Raw genomic sequence first — 18,927 nt, 5'->3', positions numbered from 1 at the left:
GCTTGACTTAAGCTAACCGGCCCGGTTAACTGGCGGCGAAATCCGCGGTCAGTCCAGAGGAGGTCGTGATGGGCCACGACGACGTGGAACAGGCGTTGAACTACCCCATTCCCAGCGAGGCCGCGCTCGAGCCGCCCGCCGAGTGGGCGCGGCTGCGCGAGCGCTGCCCCGTCGCGCGGGTGACGCTCCCCAGCGGCGACCAGGCCTCCCTGCTGACCAGGTACGACGACGTCAAGCTGGTGCTGTCGGACCCGCGCTTCACCCGGCAGCTCAACGCCGACGACGCGGCCCGCATCGCGGCCAACGAGTCGGGCGGCGTGTTCAACAGCTCGATGGCCACGACCATCCCGCAGGGCGGCGAAGGGCACCAGCGGTGGCGGCGCATGGTCGGCAAGTGGTTCACGGCCAAGCGCATGGCCGCGCTGAAGCCCGGCATCGAGGAGATGGCCGAACGGCTCATCGACGACATGGTGGCCCAGGGCCATCCGGCCGACCTCAAGGCGAGCCTGGGCTTCCCACTGCCGGTGTGGGTGATCTGCGACCTGCTCGGGGTCCCCGACTCCGACCGCGACAAGTTCGCGTACTGGTCCGACACGCTGCTCAACCTGACCCGCTACACGCAGGCGGAGATCGACGCGGCGCAGACCGAGTTCGTGGCGTACATGGGCGAGCACGTCGCCGCCAGGCGCGCGCGGCCGGGCGACGACCTGCTCAGCGAGCTCATCAAGGGCGCCGACGCCGCCGGCGAGACGATGCCCGACACAGCGTTGGTCGCCACCGGCATGGGGCTCCTGGTCGCCGGGCACGAGACGACGGCCAACATGATCGGCAAGATGGTGGCCATGCTGCTCGCCGACCGGCGGCGCTGGGAGCGGCTGCTCGCCGATCCTTCGCTGGTGCGCTCCGCGGTGGAGGAGTCGCTGCGGTTCGACGCCAACCCGGGCTTCGGCATGCCGCGCTACATCGGCGAGGAGGTCGAGGTCGCCGGCGCCGTCATCCCCCGGGGCACCACCGTGGTGTGCAGCATGGCCGCCGCCAACCGCGACGAGAACGCCTTCGAGCGCGCCGGGGAGATGAGGCTGGACCGCGTCCCCAACCCGCACCTGGCGTTCGGCTCCGGCGCGCACTCATGCCTCGGGCAGTCGCTGGCCCGCACCGAGCTGCAGACCGTGCTCGAGGTGCTGCTGCGCAAGCTGCCCTCGCTGGAGCTCGCCGTCCCCGCGGAAGACCTGCACCGCGTCGAAGGGCTGGCCGTCGGCGGGTTGCGCGAGGTCCCGGTGCGGTGGTGACCGTGGCCGCCAGAACCCCGAGGGCCGGACGGGCCAGCGCGACCCGGGAGCAGATCCTGGTGGCGGCGGAGCGGCTGTTCGCCGAGCACGGGGTGTTCGCCGTGTCCAACCGCCAGGTCAGCGAGGCCGCCGGCCAGGGCAACAACGCCGCCGTCGGCTACCACTTCGGCACGAAGGCGGACCTGGTGCGGGCGATCGCCCGCAAGCACGCCGAGCACACCGAGCGCATCCGCGGGCGGATGGTGGCCGAGGTCGGCGACTCCGCCGAGGTGCGCGACTGGGTGGCCTGCCTCGTACGCCCGATCGCCGAGCATCTGGCCTCCCTGGGCAGCCCGACCTGGTTCGCCCGGTTCGGCGCCCAGGTGATGACCGATCCCACGCTCCGCGAGATCATGGTCGAGGAGTCGCTCACCTCCCCCTCCCTGCAGCAGATCATCGACGGGCTCGACCGGTGCCTGCCCGCGCTGCCCGCGGACGTGCGCGCCGAGCGCAACGACATGGCCCGCCAGCTGATGGTGCACATGTGCGCCGAGCGCGAGCGCGCCCTGGCCGAAGGAGTCCCGACACCCCGGGCCAGCTGGCAGGACGCCGCGACCGGACTGATCGACGCGATCGTCGGAATGTGGCAGGCGCCCGTCACGCGCGCTCCCTGACCTGCCCTGTCGATTGGCCCCGTCGATTGGCCCCGTCGACCAGTCCTGTCCCGACCGATGCACGAACGAAGGGGAACCCATCATGAGAATCACCGTCGATGAGGACAAGTGCTGCGGCGCCGGCCAGTGCGTGCTGCTCGCGCAGGAGGTGTTCGACCAGCGGGAGGACGACGGGGTCGTGGTCCTGCTCGACGCGGCACCACCCGAGCGGCTGCACGCCACCGTGCGCGAGGCGGCCGACGTCTGCCCGGCGGCGGCGATCGAGCTGAGCGAGTGAGCGTACCCTCCGGCGTCCTGGTGGTCGGGGCCGGCGCCGCCGGGCTCGCCACCGTGGAGGCACTGCGGCGCAAGGGCTACCGGGGCGAGCTGACCGTCATCGGAGCCGAGCCGCACCCGCCCTACGACCGGCCGCCGCTGTCGAAGCAGGTCCTGTCCGGCGCCTGGGAACCCGGGCGCGCCCGGTTGCGGACGGAGGCCGCGCTGGAGGCGCTGGAGGCGGAGTTCGTCCTCGGCGACCCGGCCACCGGCCTGGACGTCGCCGCGCGCACGGTCCGCACCGCCTCCGGGCGGGTCCTGCGGGCGGGCGCCGTCGTCATCGCCACGGGGCTGCGGCCCCGGGCGTTCCCCGGGCAGGACGGGCTGGCCGGGGTCCATGTGGTGCGCACCCTCGACGACGCGCTGGCGCTGCGGGCGGAACTGCGTCCCTCCGTCCGGCTCGTGGTGGCCGGGGACGGGGTGCTGGGCGCCGAGATCGCCGCCACCGCACGGGGGCTGGGGGCGGAGGTCACGCTGGTCGGGCCGCAGCCCGCGCCGCTGGCCGGTCAGCTCGGCTCGGCCGCCGCGGCGCTGCTCGCCGGCCTGCACACCGAACGCGGGGTCCGCCTGCGGCCCGGCACGGGGGTCGCCGGGCTCGCCGGCGAGAACGGGCAGGGCCGGCGGAGGGGTCGGGTGACGGGCGTGTGCCTGGACACCGGCGAGGTGCTGGCGGCCGACGTGGTCGTGGTGGCGATCGGCGCCGACCCGGCGACCGGCTGGCTCGCGGGCAGCGGCCTGCGCCTGGAGGACGGCGTGGTGTGCGATCCGCGCTGCCGGGCGGCCGAAGGCGTCTACGCGGCCGGCGACGTCGCCCGCTGGCACCACGACGGGCTCGGCACGTCGTTGCGGCTGGAGAACCGGACCAACGCCACCGAGCAGGCCGGGATCGTCGCGGCCGGCATCCTCGGCGAGGATCGTGCCTACCGCCCGGTGCCGTACTTCTGGACCGACCAGTTCGACGCCAGGATCCAGGTGCACGGGACGCCGTCCGGCGAGGCGACCGTCGTGGAGGGGGACCCGGCGGAGCGCCGGTTCGTGGCGCTCCACCGGGAGGGCGGCAGGGTCACCGGCGTGCTCGGCTGGAACATGCCCAAGCAGGCCCGCCTGCGCCGCAAGGAGATCGACGCGTTCGCGGGGCTCACCGCGGCCCGGTGACCGACCACTGTGGAAGGACACATCACACGATGACGGCCATTTCCGACGAGAAAGGGATTCCTGGGTTCCCGATGGACCGGGCGGCCGGGTGCCCGTTCGACCCGCCGCCGGAGCTGCGCTCCCGGCAGGAGGAGGGCCCGCTCACGCGGGTCCGGCTCTGGGACGGCAGCACGCCGTGGCTGGTGACGCGCTATGCCGAGCAGCGGGCGCTGCTGGGCGACCGGAGGGTCAGCGCCGACGTCACCCGTCCCGGCTATCCGAGCCCGGCCAGGATCAGCGGCGGCTCGTCCATCGGCTTCATCCTGATGGACGACCCCGCGCACGCCCGGCTGCGGCGCATGGTGACCGCGCCGTTCACGGTCCGGCGGGTCGAGGCCATGCGGCCTGACGTGCAGAAGATCGTGGACGACCTGATCGACGAGCTGCTGGCCGGTCCGAAGCCGGTGGACCTGGTCGAGGCGTTCGCGCTGCCGGTGCCCTCGCTGGTGATCTGCCGGCTGCTCGGGGTGCCGTACGACGACCACGGGTTCTTCCAGGACAACAGCAAGGTCGTCATCAGGCGGGACGCCACCCCAGAGCAGCGCGCCGCCGCCGTCGGGCGGCTGGCCGCGTACCTGGACGGCCTCGTGGGCGACAAGCTCGCCGCGCCCGGCGACGACCTGCTGTCCCGGCTGGCCGAGCGGGTCAAGGCCGGGGAGCTGTCGCGGCAGGAGGCGGGCCAGATGGGGGTGCTGCTGCTGATCGCCGGGCACGAGACCACCGCCAACATGATCGCGCTCGGCACGCTCGCCCTGCTGGAGCACCCCGACCAGCTCGACCTGCTGCGCAGCGCCGACGATCCCCAGCTGATCGCGGGGGCCGTGGAGGAGCTGCTGCGCTACCTGCACATCACGCACAACGGGCGCCGCCGGGTCGCGCTGGAGGACATCGAGATCGCCGGCCAGGTCATCCGCGCCGGCGAGGGCCTGATCCTGGCCAACGACATCGGCAACCGCGACCCGGCCGCCTTCCCCGACCCCGACCGGCTCGACCTGCGCCGCGAGGCCCGCCACCACGTGGCCTTCGGCTTCGGCGTGCACCAGTGCCTGGGCCAGTCGCTGGCCCGGATGGAGCTGCAGGTCGTGTACGGCACCCTCTACCGGCGCATCCCGACCCTGCGGCTGGCGGCGGATCTGGAGCGGATCCCGTTCAAGCACGACGGGTCCGTCTACGGGGTCCACGAACTTCCCGTGACCTGGTGAAACTCGTCCGTGCCCGCCGCCCGGCGGGCACGGTCACGCGCGGTCGGTGCAGATCGTGAGCGGCGGATCCGGGTAGACCAGGTAGATCGGGCGGGCCAGGTCGTTGCGCACGGGGTAGGCGGCGTCCTCGCCGCACAGCTCCTTGTCGGCGGTCCCGTCGACCCGCTTGACGATCTTGTACGTCGCCGACGGCCCGCACGCCACCTTGGTCGCCTTGCCGGTGGGGAAGCCGACCTCCTGATGGAAGCATTCGCCCACCTCGGCGTTGAGCGTCAGGCACAGATGCCAGCCGCCGCCCCTGACGTATCCGCTGCTCGCGTAGCCGTAGGTGGTGCTCCCGCACGACCGCTCGCCGCGCTTGAGCCGCATGGCCACCCGGTACGCCGCCTCCGGCGCGGCACAGCCGACGATCCGGAAATCGGTGGTCTTCCTTCCCTCCCCGAGCGCCTCCAGGCAGTCGCCCTGCCGCGCCCGCGACGGGTCGTTCTCCGCGGCGCATCCGGTAAGGACCGACGCGCCGATCATCGCCAGTAACACGATCTTGCCCTTCACCACCGTCCCATCTTGGCAGCAGACCGGACCGGATCCTCATCTTCGGTTAAGAATGACCGTTTACCGTGCGACTGTGCTGGTTCAACAGGACGCGGAGGCGGCGCCGGAAGCGCCGCCCCGTCGCCGCCGGGTGCGGGGAGCGCGGCCGGCCATCGCGGTGGCCGTGCTGTTCGCGCTGGGAACGGCCGTACGGGCCGGAGGGCTGGAGACGGGCGCCTTCCTGGTGCCGATGGTCTCTTTCACGCCCTATTTCACGGTCGCGGCACTGGCGATGCTGGCGGTCGCGGTCGCCGTGCGCAGCAGGGCCGCCATCGCGCTCATGCTGGCCGTGTGCACGTGCCTCATCTGGTGCGTGGCGCCGCGGACGCTGGGCGGCCCCGGCTCCGCCGAGGGGCGGCCGCTGCGCGTGCTCACCGCCAACCTCAACGGCGGCCGCGGGGACGCCGCCGTGCTCGTCGACCTGGTGCGCCGGCTGAACGTCGACGTGCTGAGCCTCCAGGAGGTGACCTGGTCGGCCGGTGCGCGGCTGGCCGCCGCCGGGCTGCCGGCGCTGCTGCCGTACCAGGTGAGCCGGCCGATGTTCCGCGGCCCCGAGGGCAGCGGCGTGTACGCGCGCCACCCGCTGCGGGAGCGGACCGGCCTGTTCCAGCCGGTCGGGCACCACATGCCGGTGGTGGAGGTGACGCTGCCCGGCGGCTCGGCCGTGGAGGTCGTGGTCGTGCACCCGGTCGCGCCCGTGCCCTCGACGGTGCCGGAGTGGCACGCCGGGGTCGCCGCGCTGCCTCCCGCACCTGCCTCCGGGCCGCCGCGCATCCTGGCCGGCGACTTCAACGCGACCCTCGACCACGCCGTCTTCCGCCGGTTGCTGGCCACCGGCTACACCGACGCGGCCGCGGCCACCGGGCAGGGCCTGGTGCCCACCTGGCCGCAGGGCCGGGGGCTGCCCCCGCTGGTGGCCATCGACCACGTGCTGACCGACGGCCGGGCCGGCGCGGTCGCCGTCCAGGTGCACGACCTGCCGGGCTCCGACCACCGGGCGCTCTTCGCGGACCTGCGGCTGCGACCGTAGCCGGCCGTCAGGTCCCCCGCGGGCGGGCGCCGTATTTCCAGCCCTTGAGCAGCAGATCTGTTATCGGGGGAAACTCAGCGACGGAGCGGCCAGGGGCCAAGGCCACCACAAGGATCACGAGGAGGGCGTCGAGCGCGATCAAAATGAGCCCGAACACGACGGCGACACTCGCGATCAATGCCATGACCGTGGCGACAACCAGCAGTATGAGCAGGGGTATCACGATCCGCCGCCGAGCGGCCCGGCTCTTGCAGCGAGCACAGCGCGGCACGGGGATCGTGGCCGTCCGCCACGTGGTTTTCCACTGCAGGTGGTTGACATCCCCGTACATCTTGTGCTCCAGGGCGGCCGACAGGTCCGCGTCCCGGCCGCAGAAGAAGCAGGCGTGCAGGGAGAGGTTGCCGCTGATGATGTCGATGTTCTCCTGGACCCGGTCGCGGACGGGGTCCGTGACCGCCAGGGCCAGCGCGTGATCGAGCAGGTCCAGTGCACGCCGGTTCTCCTTCGTCGCGTTGACGAAGGCCACCACGCAGGCGAGTGCCGCATGGGCGAGATCGTCGCCGGCGTCCCGCACCGCCCAGTGGTCGTCGGGCAGCACCTCGGTGAGCACCCTGAGCAAGGGCTTGGCCTCGTCGAGGAGCCGCTCGGCGATCTCGTCGCCGCGGCCGGGATCCGGCTTGAGCTGCTGGTACGCGTCCTCGCAGAGCGCCTTCATCCTGGACGCCTCCGGCTCCAGCGCGGCCCGTAGGGCGTCGTCGACCAGCTGGGACGCCTGCCCCAACCCCCTCATGACTCCGGCGTGCCTGCGCGCGTCCCGTAGCCGCCCTTCTCTGACGGCCCTGGCCGCGAGCTGGGCGCTGATCGACAGCAGCGCCGCGGGCAGGTCGTCGCGCATCCGCCGGACCGTGCGCGCGGTCAGCCGCGGATCGTCGATCTCCTCCGCCCGGGCCCGCACCAGGTCCCAGAAGGTGTCGTCGGCGATCACCTTGGCCCAGCACGCGTACGCCCGCCGCCACGACCGCAGGCGATCGTCGTCCAGCTCGTCCGATTCGAGCGCCTTGACCAGGGAGAACACCGCGAGGTTGTGCGTGGCGACGGCCCCGGCAGGCCCTCGCTCGGCGTGCTCCCACATGTGGAGCGCCTCGTCCGGTTCGCCCCGCAGCAGCGCGGCCATGGCGGCGTCGTCACCGTCCACGGGCCACAACCAGAAGAGCTCGTCCACCAGCCGGACCACCGGATCTCTGAGGCGCTGCACCGCCCGCTGCGTGGCGTCGTCGTCGAACGGCCGCTCCGGCGGCAGCATCCCCTGGGTCGTGCCCGCTTTGCCGAGGCGTTCCATGACAAGCAGCCGGTCGGTGTGCCGCCGGACCTCGCGCGCCGTCGCGCGCACGGGCAGCCCGGTGATCCGGAAGGCGTTCTGCCGGTAGAGGTCCGGCTTGAGGTCGGCAAGCGTCATCGGGTGGCTCCGGAGATGCGCAGGGTCACCGTGCGGTTGCGGGCGTCGTCCCGGAACGGCGGCATGAGCCCGCCCATGGACGACACCGCGAACCTGGTGGTGGGGATGCGCGACGCGGCGCGCAGCACCTCACGCACGTAGACGGCTCTGGCCAGGCCGAGGTCGGTGTTGCTGGCGTACTCGCCGCCCGGCAGGATCGCGTTCCTGTCGGTGTGGCCGATGACGGCGACCTCGATCTCACCCGCGTACGGGCGCAGGCGCGCTCCCAGATCGCCGAGCACGGCCCTCCCCCTGCGGGTCAGGGTGGCGCCCTCGCTGAACAGGGCGTCCTCGAAGGCGACGGAGATCTCCTGCCGGGACCGGCTCACCCGCACGCCCGGAACCTGGAGTCGCACGCCGGCCAGGACGTCACGTTCGGCCGGCGGGGAGGGCGAGGCCGGGACCGTCTGCGTGACGACGACGGGCGCGGCAGGCGGCTGCGCCGCCCCCAGCCTGGCCGTCTCCATCCGGATGTCGACGAGCAGGGCCAGCGCGGCGGCCGTGACCAGCACCGTGCAGCCGGCCAGCAGCGCCCGGCCGGTCCCGCGCCGCCGGCCGACCGGGCGCATGGCCGCGATCCGGCGCCGCCCCGCCGCGATCTCGGTGGCGCCGGGCGCGATCTTTTCCGCCTCCGCCCAGCACTGGTCGGCGCGGTCCAGGTCGCCCTGCTGGGCGTGCACGCGGGCCAGCAGGTCCAGCACCGCCACGCTGGTGTCCCCCGGGAGGTCCTCCAGCAGGTCCACGGCCTCGGCGTACCGTCCGTCCCTGGCCAGGGCCCTGGCCTGCGCGAGAGTCAGCTCGCGGGTGATCGACGGCGGCATGGTCACGAGCCGTTCACGACCGTGCTGCTGAGGTCGAGCGGCGGGGGCTCCGGCAACATTTGCTCCAGCTGGCGGTTGACGTCGCGTACCGTCCTGACGTCGCCCTGCTCGACCGCCTTCCTGCCGGTGGCGATGAGCTGCGCGGCCTCGCCCCTGTCACGCATCTCCGGCTGCAGGCTCCGGAGATGGTCGAAGCGGATCACCGGCAGCTCGTTCGTGCGGTCCAGTACGTCCCCCGCGAGCTCCCAAAGGTCCCGCATGCGCCTGCCCAGCAGGGCGGTGTCGTGCGCCGTGATGGCCTCCCGCGTCGCGGACTCGAGGGAGGACAGCGTCCGCTCGTCGTTCGAGTCGCCCCTGGCCAGCACGATCTCCCTGACGCCCGCCATCGCCTCCTTCGCCTCCGCGACCAGCTTCGGCCACTCCATCACCTCCTCCACCCCGTCGACGGCGGCCTGGAGGTCGCGCAGCCGCTTGCCGCAGGCCGTCGCCGCGTCCGGATCGGCGCGTGCCGCGTCGGCCAGCGCCTCGACGTCCGCGACCGTCGCCTCCGCGTCGATCGTGGCGAGCAGCGCCTGGGCCCGCGCGTCTCCGAGGTCGGCGGCCTGGGTGCGGGCCTCGCTCAGGCGGTGCTTCTCCGCGCGGATCCTGCCCGCCAGCTCGTCGTACGTGGGGGCCGTCTCCGTACGGAGGTCGGCGACGTGCTCGAACTCCTCGTCGAGCAGGGGGATGTAGGCCCGGGCGACGACCAGCCTCGACTGGTCGATCACCACGGAGAACTCCACCTCGCTGCCCGCCGGCACGTCGCGGGTGACCTGGCCCGGATCGATCTGCAGCCGGCCGATCCCCCGGTTGCGGTCGGCCCGCGGGTGCTCACCCTCCAGGATGGGGATCCTGATGAAGCCCTGGTTCTCGCTCCTGCTGAGCGCGACGGTGGTCCACAGCCGGTGGCTGCGCCGCGCCGGCAGCGGGGTGCCCCGCTTGACCAGCTCGCTGAACTCGTTGTTCTCCAGCCCGACGCCGATGGAGTTGGTCAGCACCGGCTGGGAGTCGACGGTACCGACGCGGTAGGTGAGCCGGTCAGGAGAGAGCTTCCGGCGCGTCCCCGCGGCGTCGGTGAGCTCGATGTGGAACGTGTTGGCACGCCCGCGCTCGGCCCAGAGCGTGGTGGTGAACGTCCCGTCGGAGTCCAGCACGATCTTCCCGCTCGACCAGGGCGGCTGCGCCTCGGGGTTGACCAGCCGGATCGCGAACCCCTCGGTGCCCGCCCCCGACACCCGGCCGCCGATGAGCGGCTCGGTCTCCGGCCCCATCGGCTCGTAGGCCAGGTCGACGGCGTACTCGCCGGCGGCCGGCACGCGCAGCGGCTCCATGCTGTCCAGACGCTGCGTCCCCGCGAAGACGGCGGCGCCCGTGGCGACGGCCGTGATCGGGTCCCTGCTGTGGTCGAGCGGGATCCCGAGCCCGTCCCTGGGGTCGGCGAGCCGCTCCCTCAGGTAGGGCGACAGGGTGGGCCCGCCCACCAGCAGCACCTTCTCGATGTCGGCCGCGCCGAGCCCGCGCTCCTCCAGCGCCTTCCTGCACAAGTTCACCGACCGCACGACGAACGGCTCGGTGAGCCGCTCCACGTCCGCCCGCCGCAGGTCGTACTCGAACTCGACCAGCTCGCCGCGGTCGTCCTTGAGCTCGATGGTGATGTCCGCGAACTCCGCCCGCGAAAGCCTGATCTTGGCCTGCTCCGCGGCCTGCTTGAGCTGGGCGATGACGGCGAGCGACCGCGGGTTTCCCCTGCGGAGGTCGGCGAACCGGTGCTGCCGGGCCAGCGCGGGGATGAGCAGATCCTCGACGATCTTCCAGTCGATCAGCTTGCCGCCGAGGGTGTTGTCGCCCCGATGGTTGACGACGGTGAACTCGCCGTCCCTGATGTTGACCACGGCCGCGTCGAACGTGCCGCCGCCGAGGTCGTACACCAGCCAGAAGGCGTTGTCCGCGGTCGACTGGAACCCGTAGGCGAGTGCGGCGGCGGTCGGTTCCTGCAGCAGGGGGGCGTGCGCCAGTCCGGCGAGCCGGGCGGCCTGCTCGGTCGCCTCGCAGGCGCTGAGCTCGAACGCCGCGGGAACCGTGATGACCGCCGCCCGCAGGTCCTCGCCGTACCGCTGCGCGACGTCGCCCTTCAGCGACTTCAGCACCTCGGCCGACAACTGCTCGGGGGTCATCGACCGGTCGCCGTTGGGGAAGACCTTGGCCTGGCCGGTCATGCCCATCTTGCTCTTGAACTCGATGCAGGTGTTCGCGGGGTCGATCTCGTTCTTCTTCTTGGCCCGGTCACCCACGTAGAGCCGGTCCCTGCGGTCGATCCAGATCGCGGAGGGAGTGCTCTCGGACTGGTCGTCATTGTTCTTGATCACCTCGACGTCGACGCCGTTCAGCACGGCGATCGAGCTGTTCGTGGTGCCGAGGTCGATGCCGTAGTCGATCGTGGTCCTGGTCACTGAGCGGCTTCCTTCGCGACGGGGTCGGGGGTGCCCACGATCACCTCTCCTCGCTGGATCATCTGGTCGTTCAGGTAAATGCTGGGCCGGATCGTCTCGACCACGCGGTCGCGGTCGAGCTCCGGCGCGGGCTGGTAGGACAGCACCTTGATCGAAAGTCCCGGGTCGAAGGGGTCGTTCAGATGGTCCTGGATCTTGACGCCGGCCTGGACGAGCGAGTCCCACGCCATTTCCAGATGGCGGGTCGCGGATCGGGTCACCCCGGGCACCCGTCGTACCCGCCGGTCGAGCCGCCAGATGCACGTCACCACATCGGCGACGGATGAGCCGGAAAGGGTGTCGTGCTGGATCCGCTCGGAGCCGCTCCGCGCGGGTTCCGCCGGCATGGGCTCATGAGCCGTTCTCACGAGCTCGTCGGCTGCCAGCCGTTCGAACGCCGCAAGGGCGTCCGCCGGCCACACGGCGGCGTGGATCCTGAACTCCCGAGGATGCTGCAGTTGCCGCATGTGGGCTCTGATGGAGCTCAGCAGGGCCACGTCAGCCCCCCTTTTCTGTTTGTGCAAGTTGGCAAAGCAAGATAGTGCGGTGGCCCTGGGACCGGTCCCAGGGCCACCGTGCTATGAAGGAAAGTTCAGGCGCGTCAGGTGGCGGACCGCCGGCAACACGCGTGCGGAGGATTCGGCCAGAACGGCTTGGGCGTTCGCCCTATGTCCTCAGTCATCGGAGAGAACCAGAACCCCCAGGCGGGCATGCTTTACCCGGTTTTATACATACATATGTCCCTTTTGCGGTGCACCGGGCAGTGAGCCAGGGGCTGCGACAAGCCACCCGAGGGGAAGACATGTCCGAAAACCTGCCGGAGCCGGCTGCAAGCCGCCCGGCGCCGTCTGAGGCGAACTCGTCAGGCGGTGCCGTGGACCCGGACGTCTACCTCGACGTGCCGATCGTCAAGGTCGACGAGATCAAGCTCGAGGTCGATGATCTGCGGGCACGCGTGTCGCTGGACGCGGACGTCCTCGACCTGCTGCATCTGCACGTAGGGGCGGACGTCGCCCTGGGCCGGGTGAACCTCGAGATTCTGGGGGTCGAGGCGCAGGCGCTGCTCAAGGTCCGGCTCGACAACGTCGCCCTCATCATCAGGGACGTCCTGGAGACGATCGACGACAATCCCCAGCTGATCGAGAACATCACCCGGGGGGTCGGTGCCGCCGTCCGCGACGTCGGCTCCGGCGCCGGCCGGGCGGTGCACGACGTCGGCACGGGCGCGGGACGTGCTGTGAGCGACGTCGGAGCAGGCGCGGGACAGGCCGTGGGAGACGTCGGAGCAGGCGCCGGACAGGCCGTGGGAGACGTCGGAGCAGGCGCGGGCCGCGCGGTCGGCGATGTGGGCGCGGGCGCCGCGCAGGCCGTGGGAGAGGTGGGCTCGGGCGCCGCGCAGGCGGCCGGCGATGTGGGAGCAGGCGCCGGGCGAACCGTCGGCGACGTCGGCGAGAGCACGGGCTCCACGCTGCGGGGCACGGCGGAGCAGGTGGCGGGCACCGCCGGTGGCGCGGCGGAGCAGGTGGCGGGCGCTGCCGGTGGCGCGGCGCGAGAAGTCCCGGCCACCGCTCAGCAGGCCGCCGAGGACGCGGCGGGCACCGCCCCGGCGAACGCGGAAGCCGCGAAGCCCCAGGGCGCGGACGGGCTGCCCGGCGAGGACGAGAAGCCACGCACGCCGCATGACGAAGAGCCGGGGCTCCGGGAACCACAGGACGGGGGACCACAGGACGGAGAGCCGCGGAAACCGGCACCGACCACGCTCGGCCCTGCCCTGCGCGAGCTGGGGAGAGCCGCGCGGCGCGCAGGCGTACGCCGGCTACGCAACCTGGCTCAGAGCCGCGGCCGCAAGTGAGGACAGGACGGCAGCGCGACCGGAGGAGGCGGGACGGACATGGGTGACGAGCGCCGCGACAGGCGAGCCGGCGAACCGCACGAAAGGCGTCCCGACAGGCGGCCCGACAGGCGACCGGGTGCGCGGCTTGTCGCGGATGCGGACATCGTCTTCTCCGCGACGGTCCGCGCCGACAGCGTGGCGTTCGAGGAGGCGCCTTCGGTGGCGGTCACGTTCTCTGGTGAACCGGCCCACGAGTCCGGGTCCGGCAGCCGCCGTACCGGCCTGCCCGAACACGTCTCCGAGGGAGAGACCTACCGCGCGGTCCGCGTCGACTACGTGATAGCGGCCAGGGTCATGGCCGACGAGACGCCGGCGGCGGACGAGGACGACCCGTGACCCGGCTCGTTCCTCGGGTCGCTGCGCGAAGAACACGCACTCCCTCCCGGGCCGGTCCGGAGCCCCGCGAACCTCCTTCACCGTCTACCCGTGCTCGACCAGCCGCGCCCCGGCCTCGTCCCGCTCGCGGAAGCGCAGCGTCGAGTTCGACGTCACCACCGCGCCGTCTCAGCACCGCGACGTCCGCCGCGAACGCGCGCCCGGCCGGATCCCGGGTCTCGGACACGAGGTGACCGCCTGGGCGGACGCCGGACGCGCCGAGGTCAGGAGGGCGCGGTGCGCGTGCGGGCGATGAGGAGCGCGATGTCGTCCTCGGAGGGCGTGTCGTCCACCATCGTGCCGATCACCCGGGCGCACAGGTCGTCCAGCGGGAGGGTGGGTGCGGCCAGGGCGGTTCCGAGGCGCTGCAGGCCCGCGTCGATGTCGGCCCCGCGCCGCTCGACCAGGCCATCGGTGTAGAGGGCGATCAGGCTGCCCTCGGCGATTTCGACCTCGACGCGTTCGTAGGAGCCGAGCCCCAGGCCGACCGGTGTGCCGCTGGGCAGGCGGGCGAAGCGCACCTCCCCGGACGGGTGCACGATCGCGGGCGGCGGGTGCCCGGCCCCGGCCATGGCGCAGCGCCGGGTGACGGGATCGTAGACCGCGTACACGCAGGTGGCTCCCGTGGTGTCGAGGGGCGCGTCGCCCGCGCCCGCGTCCTCCTCCGCCAGGCGCACCACCATGGTGTCCAGGAACGCGAGCACCTCGTCGGGCGGCAGCCCCTGGTACGCGAGGGTGCGCACGGCCGTGCGCAGCCGTCCCATCGTCGCCGCGGCGTTGATGCCGTGGCCGGTCACGTCGCCGACCACCAGGGCGACCCGGCCGTCGCCCAGCGGGATCACGTCGTACCAGTCGCCTCCGACGGTGCCGATCACGTTGGAGGGCAGGTAACGCCAGGCCAGGTCGACGGCTCCCCCGCCCGAGAGGTTGCGCGGCAGGAGGTCGCGCTGCAGGGCCAGGGCGGCGGTGCGCTCGCGGGTGTACTGGCGGGCGTTGTCCAGGCTGAGCGCGGCGCGGGCGGCCAGCATCTCCGCGAGGTTCAGGTCGTCCTCGGTGAACGGCGCGGGATTCTCGGTGCGGACGAACACGGCGACGCCCAGGATGTCCCCCCTGGCCTGGAGCGGGACGATGATCAGGCTGTGCATCCCCGTCTCGTGGATGACCTCCGCCCGGTCGGGGTCGACGTCGAGCCAGGTGCAGGGCGAGGTGTCCATCACGGGCTCGAAGTGGGACCGGCCTGAGGACAGGACCGCGGTGAAGGGGGACGACGGGGGGACGAAGACCACCTCGCCGCGCCGCCAGAGGGACTCGGGGAACTCCCGGTGGATCGAGGCCGCGCCCGCGCGGTGGAACACGGGGACGCTCACCTCGGTGGCGTCCATCCGGCGCAGGGGCTCGTCGTCGGGCAGGACGTGTTCTGACACGTCGACCGTGACGTAGTCGGCGAGGCCCGGCACGGCCAGCTCGGCGAGCTCCTGCGCGGTCTTCATGACGTCGAGCGTGCTGCCGATCCTGATGCTGACCTCTCCGAGCATGGCCAGCCGGTCGCGGGCCCGGCTGCGGCTCGTGTCCATGGCCAGCGCGCACACGCCCAGCGGCCGCCCGTCCGCCCCGTCGAGGCGGTAGAGCGAGGTCGACAGGGTCTGCTCGGCGGACTCGTCCTCGGACGCCCATCGGCACTCGCGGTCGAGCACCGGCGTCCCGTCGTCGAGCACCCTCCGCATCGCTCCCGCGATGGCCTCCCCGTCGAGGCCCGGTGTGCTCTCGGGCCGGCTGCCGAGCCGGTAGTGGGGAAAGACGTCGCCCAGGCGTCGGGCCGTCTCGTTGAGCCAGACGCACCGCAGGCCGGCGTCCCAGACGCCGATGGCCACGGGCGCGCGGCTGAGGATCGGCTCCGTCACCGGCGGGCCGTCCGCTGCCAGCGTCAGGAGCCAGCTCTCGCGCTGCGCCGCGGCGTGCAGACGGGCGCCATGGACGTGCAGGAGGAGCGGGCCGTCGTCGCGGTGGCGGGCCATGACGAGACCGGACCAGCGCCCGCCGTCGCCCCGAGCGCTCCGGTCGCCCGGCTCCAAGAAGATCGAGCTCGAACGGTGCAGGACCTCGCCGGCGTGGTATCCGAGCAGCTTCTCCGCGGCATCGGTCCAGCCGGTCACGATGCCTTCGGCGTCGGTCATCACGACCGCGGGGACACCTGACTCGTCCCAGGAAAAGGGATTCATCACTCTTATTGTAGCGATGACCTGCGATGATACCGGTTGTGATCATGATCCTGTCACGCCTGGCGGCGCAACCCGTCGACGAGGTCGGACAGCGTGAACGTGGCCGCGGTCAGCGCCGCGGCTCCCGGCGTGCTGACATAGGGGACGGTCATGAAGTCGGCGCTGAGCGCGCCGGGCGTGACCACGACCATGAGGTAGCCCCTGCGCCGCAGGTGGAACTTCAGGTGGGGGTTGGCGGCCAGCAGCGGGTCCGTGGCCGGATCGTCGTCGCGGCCGTCCCCGCCGCTGGCGATGGAGGTGACCGCGAGCTCGGCCCCGACGGGACGCGCGCCGGGATCGTCGTAGTCGAGGACGAGGTCGCCCGCCCAGTGCGCGTGCACGTCGCCGGTGAGCACGACGACGTTGCGCACGCCCGCCTTGACCCAGCCCTCGGTGATCCGCTGCCGGCTGCCGGTGTAGCCGTCCCAGGCGTCCTGCCGGACCAGCCGGCCCTCGCCGGGGTCGCGGTCACGCTGGCCGAAGAAGACCTGCTGCCCGACGAGCTCCCACCGGGCACGGGAGCGCCGGAACCCCCTGAGCAGCCAGTTCTCCTGGTCCAGGCCGATCATCGTACGGGCGGGGTCGGCCGGCGCCGGGCACGAGCTGTAGCCCGCGCCGCACAGGTGCGGGTCGCGGTACTGGCGGGTGTCCAGCATGTGCAGCGTGGCGAGCCTGCCCCAGCGCAGTTGCCGGAAGAGCTGGACGGCGGTGCTGCCGGGACGGGCGGGCGGGCGCAGGGGCATGTGCTCGTAGTAGGCGCGGAAGGCCGCCTCCCGGCGCTGCGGCGGGATCAGGTTGGTCCAGTTGTTGAGCACCTCGTGGTCGTCCAGGATGGCCGCCCACGGGGCGGCGGCGTGGGCCTCCCTGAGGTCGGGGTCGGTCTTGTAGAGCGCGTGCCGGCGGCGGTACTGGGCCAGGGTGACGACCTCCGGCCCCTCGTGCGCGCGGACGTTGCCGCCGGGCAGCGCCACGTGGTCGCTGCCCTGCTCGTAGATGTAGTCGCCGAGGTGCACGATCAGGTCGGGGCGCTCGCGCGCCATCCTGGCGTACGCGGTGAAGTGCCCGTGCTGGTAGTTGGCGCACGAGCAGACGGCCACGCGCAGCGACCTGGGCATCGAGCCCGGCACGGGAGCGGTCAGCGCCCGCCCGGCCGGCGAGACGTGGGGGCCGGCCTTGAACCGGTACCAGTATTCCCGTCCCGGCTGCAGGCCGGTGACCTCGACGTGCACGCTGTGCGCCCATGCGCGGTACGCCACCTGCACGCCGTGGCGCACCACGTTCCTGCCCGCCGGGTCGCTGGTGACCTGCCAGTGCACGGGGACGGGCGCCGCGGGCATGCCGCCGAACCCGTCCTCGGCCAGCGGCTGCGGGGCCAGGCGGGTCCATGCCACGAACCCGCCGGGCTGGGGGTCGCCGCAGGCCACCCCCAGGGTGAACGGCTCGCCGAAAGCGGCGGACGGCACCAGGGGCGGCAGGCCCGACGCCAGCCCCATCGCGAGAAACGACCTCCGGTTCAGCACAGGAAGAATGATCGCCACAAGCGCGGGTTACCGGTGCGCGGACACGCCAGCCGGCGCCGCCCCGCATGACACCCGTCACGGCCATGCGCGATGACCCGGCAAGATAGGACGATGACCGACATCAGGGAGGAAGGCCGCCGCCGCCGGACGTTCGCCGTCATCAGCCATCCGGACGCGGGCAAGTCCACGATGACCGAGGCGCTGGCGCTGCACGCCTCCGCCATCACCGCGGCGGGGGCGGTGCACGGCAAGGCCGGCCGGCGCGGCGTCACCTCCGACTGGATGGAGCTGGAACGTTCTCGCGGCATCTCGATCACCTCCGCGGCGCTCCGCTTCGACTACCGGGGCCACGTGTTCAACCTCGTCGACACCCCGGGCCACGCCGACTTCTCCGAGGACACCTACCGGGTGCTGGCCGCCGTCGACTGCGCGGTGATGCTGATCGACGCGGCCAAGGGCATGGAGCCGCAGACCATGAAGCTGTTCCAGGTGTGCCGCCATCGCCGCATCCCGGTCATCACCTTCGTCAACAAGTGGGACCGTCCCGGCCGCGACGCCCTGGAACTGCTCGACGAGATCGAGGAGCGCACCGGGTTGCGGCCCACCCCCGTCACCTGGCCCCTCGGCGCCGCCGGCCACTTCCACGGCGTGATCGACCGGGCCACCGGGCGCGCCGTCCGCTACACCCGCACCCCCGGCGGGGCCACCCGGGCCCAGCAGGACGAGCTGACCGCCGAGCGCGCCCGCGCCGAGCTGGGGCATGACTGGGAGCAGGCGGGCGAGGAGGTCTCGCTGCTGGCGGCCATCGGCGCCGACCACGACCAGAAGTCCTTCGAGGCCCACGAGTCGACCCCGGTGCTGTTCGGCGCGGCGCTGCCGAACTTCGGGGTGGCCCGGCTGCTGGACGCCATGGTCGAGCTGGCTCCCCCGCCCGACGACCGGTCCGACGTCGCCGGCGCCGTGCGCCCGCTGGACGCGCCGTTCTCCGGGCTGGTGTTCAAGGTGCAGGCCAACATGGACCGGGCGCACCGTGACCGGATCGCGTTCGTACGCGTCTGCTCGGGCCGGTTCGAGCGGGGCATGGTGCTCACCCACGCCGCCACCGGACGGCCGTTCGCCACCAAATACGCGCAGAGCGTGTTCGGCCAGGAGCGCACCACGCTGGACGAGGCGTACCCCGGCGACGTGGTCGGCCTGGTCAACGCGACCGCGCTGCGCCCCGGCGACACCCTCTACGACGGGTCCGCGGTGACCTTCCCGCCGATCCCCAGCTTCGCGCCCGAGCACTTCGCCGTCGCCCGCGCCCGCGACTCCAGCAAGGCCAAGCAGTTCCGGCGCGGCATCGACCAGCTCGACGCCGAGGGCGTCATCCAGGTGCTCCGCTCCGACCTGCGCGGCGACCAGGCGCCGGTGCTGGCGGCGGTCGGGCCGATGCAGTTCGAGGTGGTGCAGCACCGCCTGTCCGCCGAGTTCGGCGCGCAGATCAGCCTCGACCGGCTCGACTACACCCTGGCCCGGCGCACCGAGGCCGCCTCCGTGCCGCTGCTGGCCGGCCGGCGGGGCGCCGAGGTGCTGGAGCGCGGCCGCGACCAGGCGCTGCTGGCGCTGTTCACCGACCAGTGGCGGATGCGGTCCATCATGCGCGAAAATCCCGGGATCGTCCTGGAGCCGCTGATCGCCGACACCAGCCAGGAGCCCGGGTGATTCCCCGCCGTCTGGTGCCGCGCCCGGCGCAGTGATATGAACCCTTTCGGAGAGCCCG

16 protein-coding genes are annotated in these 18,927 nt (G+C 72.6%); 9 read left to right on the top strand and 7 right to left on the bottom strand.

The features are described from left to right. Positions 1-68: 68 nt before the first annotated feature. The 5 genes from ACTWPV_RS04275 to ACTWPV_RS04255 all read left to right on the top strand — a co-directional run bounded on the left by ACTWPV_RS04275 (position 69) and on the right by ACTWPV_RS04255 (position 4,653). Entirely contained in the window at positions 69-1,289 is a 1,221-nt protein-coding gene (locus ACTWPV_RS04275) for a cytochrome P450 (protein ID WP_347642195.1), read from the top strand. 2 nt (positions 1,290-1,291) lie between these two features. Beyond that, the gene (locus ACTWPV_RS04270; RefSeq protein WP_443150662.1) at positions 1,292-1,942 is read left to right on the top strand and encodes a TetR/AcrR family transcriptional regulator; all 651 of its coding nucleotides are present in this window, start codon (positions 1,292-1,294) and stop codon (positions 1,940-1,942) included. Between the two features lie 82 nt (positions 1,943-2,024). Then, positions 2,025-2,219 carry a ferredoxin gene (locus ACTWPV_RS04265; protein WP_347642193.1) on the top strand — a complete coding sequence of 65 codons (195 nt, stop codon included), beginning with the start codon at positions 2,025-2,027 and terminating at the stop codon, positions 2,217-2,219. Further along, positions 2,216-3,412 (top strand): NAD(P)/FAD-dependent oxidoreductase, encoded by a 1,197-nt coding sequence (locus ACTWPV_RS04260; RefSeq protein ID WP_443150661.1) that lies wholly within the window; start codon positions 2,216-2,218, stop codon positions 3,410-3,412. Before ACTWPV_RS04265 ends, ACTWPV_RS04260 begins: the two co-directional genes overlap by 4 nt. 29 nt (positions 3,413-3,441) lie before the next feature. Then, a complete protein-coding gene (locus ACTWPV_RS04255; protein WP_443150660.1) occupies positions 3,442-4,653 on the top strand; it encodes a cytochrome P450 in 1,212 nt (403 codons plus the stop codon). A 33-nt stretch (positions 4,654-4,686) separates the two neighbouring features. On the opposite strand, the gene ACTWPV_RS04250 is transcribed toward ACTWPV_RS04255, so the two are convergent. Then, the gene (locus ACTWPV_RS04250; RefSeq protein WP_443150659.1) at positions 4,687-5,208 is read right to left on the bottom strand and encodes an LppU/SCO3897 family protein; all 522 of its coding nucleotides are present in this window, start codon (positions 5,206-5,208) and stop codon (positions 4,687-4,689) included. 70 nt (positions 5,209-5,278) lie between these two features. Here ACTWPV_RS04250 and ACTWPV_RS04245 point away from each other — a divergent pair, with 70 nt between their 5' ends. After that, complete coding sequence (locus ACTWPV_RS04245; protein WP_443150658.1) at positions 5,279-6,274, top strand: endonuclease/exonuclease/phosphatase family protein; 996 nt, start codon at positions 5,279-5,281, stop codon at positions 6,272-6,274. Positions 6,275-6,281: 7 nt separating this feature from the next. Here the strand turns inward: ACTWPV_RS04245 and ACTWPV_RS04240 are convergent, their stop codons facing one another. Genes ACTWPV_RS04240 through ACTWPV_RS04225 form a run of 4 tightly spaced genes read right to left on the bottom strand, consistent with a single transcriptional unit; the run spans position 6,282 to position 11,615 of the window. Continuing rightward, positions 6,282-7,730 carry a hypothetical protein gene (locus ACTWPV_RS04240; protein ID WP_443150657.1) on the bottom strand — a complete coding sequence of 483 codons (1,449 nt, stop codon included), beginning with the start codon at positions 7,728-7,730 and terminating at the stop codon, positions 6,282-6,284. Continuing rightward, positions 7,727-8,590 (bottom strand): OmpA family protein, encoded by an 864-nt coding sequence (locus tag ACTWPV_RS04235; protein ID WP_443150890.1) that lies wholly within the window; start codon positions 8,588-8,590, stop codon positions 7,727-7,729. Before ACTWPV_RS04235 ends, ACTWPV_RS04240 begins: the two co-directional genes overlap by 4 nt. A gap of 2 nt (positions 8,591-8,592) precedes the next feature. Next, a complete protein-coding gene (locus tag ACTWPV_RS04230) occupies positions 8,593-11,079 on the bottom strand; it encodes an Hsp70 family protein (RefSeq protein WP_443150656.1) in 2,487 nt (828 codons plus the stop codon). Continuing rightward, positions 11,076-11,615: a hypothetical protein gene (locus ACTWPV_RS04225; protein ID WP_443150655.1), complete on the bottom strand. Its 540-nt coding sequence runs from the start codon at positions 11,613-11,615 to the stop codon at positions 11,076-11,078. The genes ACTWPV_RS04230 and ACTWPV_RS04225 overlap by 4 nt, the downstream gene beginning before the upstream one ends. 377 nt (positions 11,616-11,992) lie before the next feature. Between ACTWPV_RS04225 and ACTWPV_RS04220 the strand changes: the two genes are divergently transcribed. Together ACTWPV_RS04220 and ACTWPV_RS04215 are read left to right on the top strand one after the other, a co-directional pair. Then, positions 11,993-12,970: a hypothetical protein gene (locus ACTWPV_RS04220; protein WP_443150654.1), complete on the top strand. Its 978-nt coding sequence runs from the start codon at positions 11,993-11,995 to the stop codon at positions 12,968-12,970. A 39-nt stretch (positions 12,971-13,009) separates the two neighbouring features. Further along, positions 13,010-13,348: a hypothetical protein gene (locus ACTWPV_RS04215; RefSeq protein ID WP_347642184.1), complete on the top strand. Its 339-nt coding sequence runs from the start codon at positions 13,010-13,012 to the stop codon at positions 13,346-13,348. Between the two features lie 263 nt (positions 13,349-13,611). On the opposite strand, the gene ACTWPV_RS04210 is transcribed toward ACTWPV_RS04215, so the two are convergent. Next, the gene (locus ACTWPV_RS04210) at positions 13,612-15,606 is read right to left on the bottom strand and encodes a SpoIIE family protein phosphatase (protein WP_347642183.1); all 1,995 of its coding nucleotides are present in this window, start codon (positions 15,604-15,606) and stop codon (positions 13,612-13,614) included. Positions 15,607-15,659: 53 nt separating this feature from the next. Continuing rightward, positions 15,660-17,165, bottom strand: a complete 1,506-nt coding sequence (locus ACTWPV_RS04205) for an alkaline phosphatase D family protein (protein WP_443150653.1) — start codon at positions 17,163-17,165, stop codon at positions 15,660-15,662. Between the two features lie 111 nt (positions 17,166-17,276). Here ACTWPV_RS04205 and ACTWPV_RS04200 point away from each other — a divergent pair, with 111 nt between their 5' ends. Next, entirely contained in the window at positions 17,277-18,869 is a 1,593-nt protein-coding gene (locus tag ACTWPV_RS04200) for a peptide chain release factor 3 (RefSeq protein WP_443150652.1), read from the top strand. Positions 18,870-18,927: the final 58 nt, after the last annotated feature.

Origin of the sequence: Nonomuraea sp. KM88, assembly GCF_052245635.1 — a bacterium.
In the GTDB taxonomy this organism is placed as follows: Bacteria; Actinomycetota; Actinomycetes; order Streptosporangiales; family Streptosporangiaceae; genus Nonomuraea.
The sequence above is the reverse complement of the archived record's forward strand: the minus strand, read 5'-3'. Positions and strand labels throughout refer to the sequence as shown.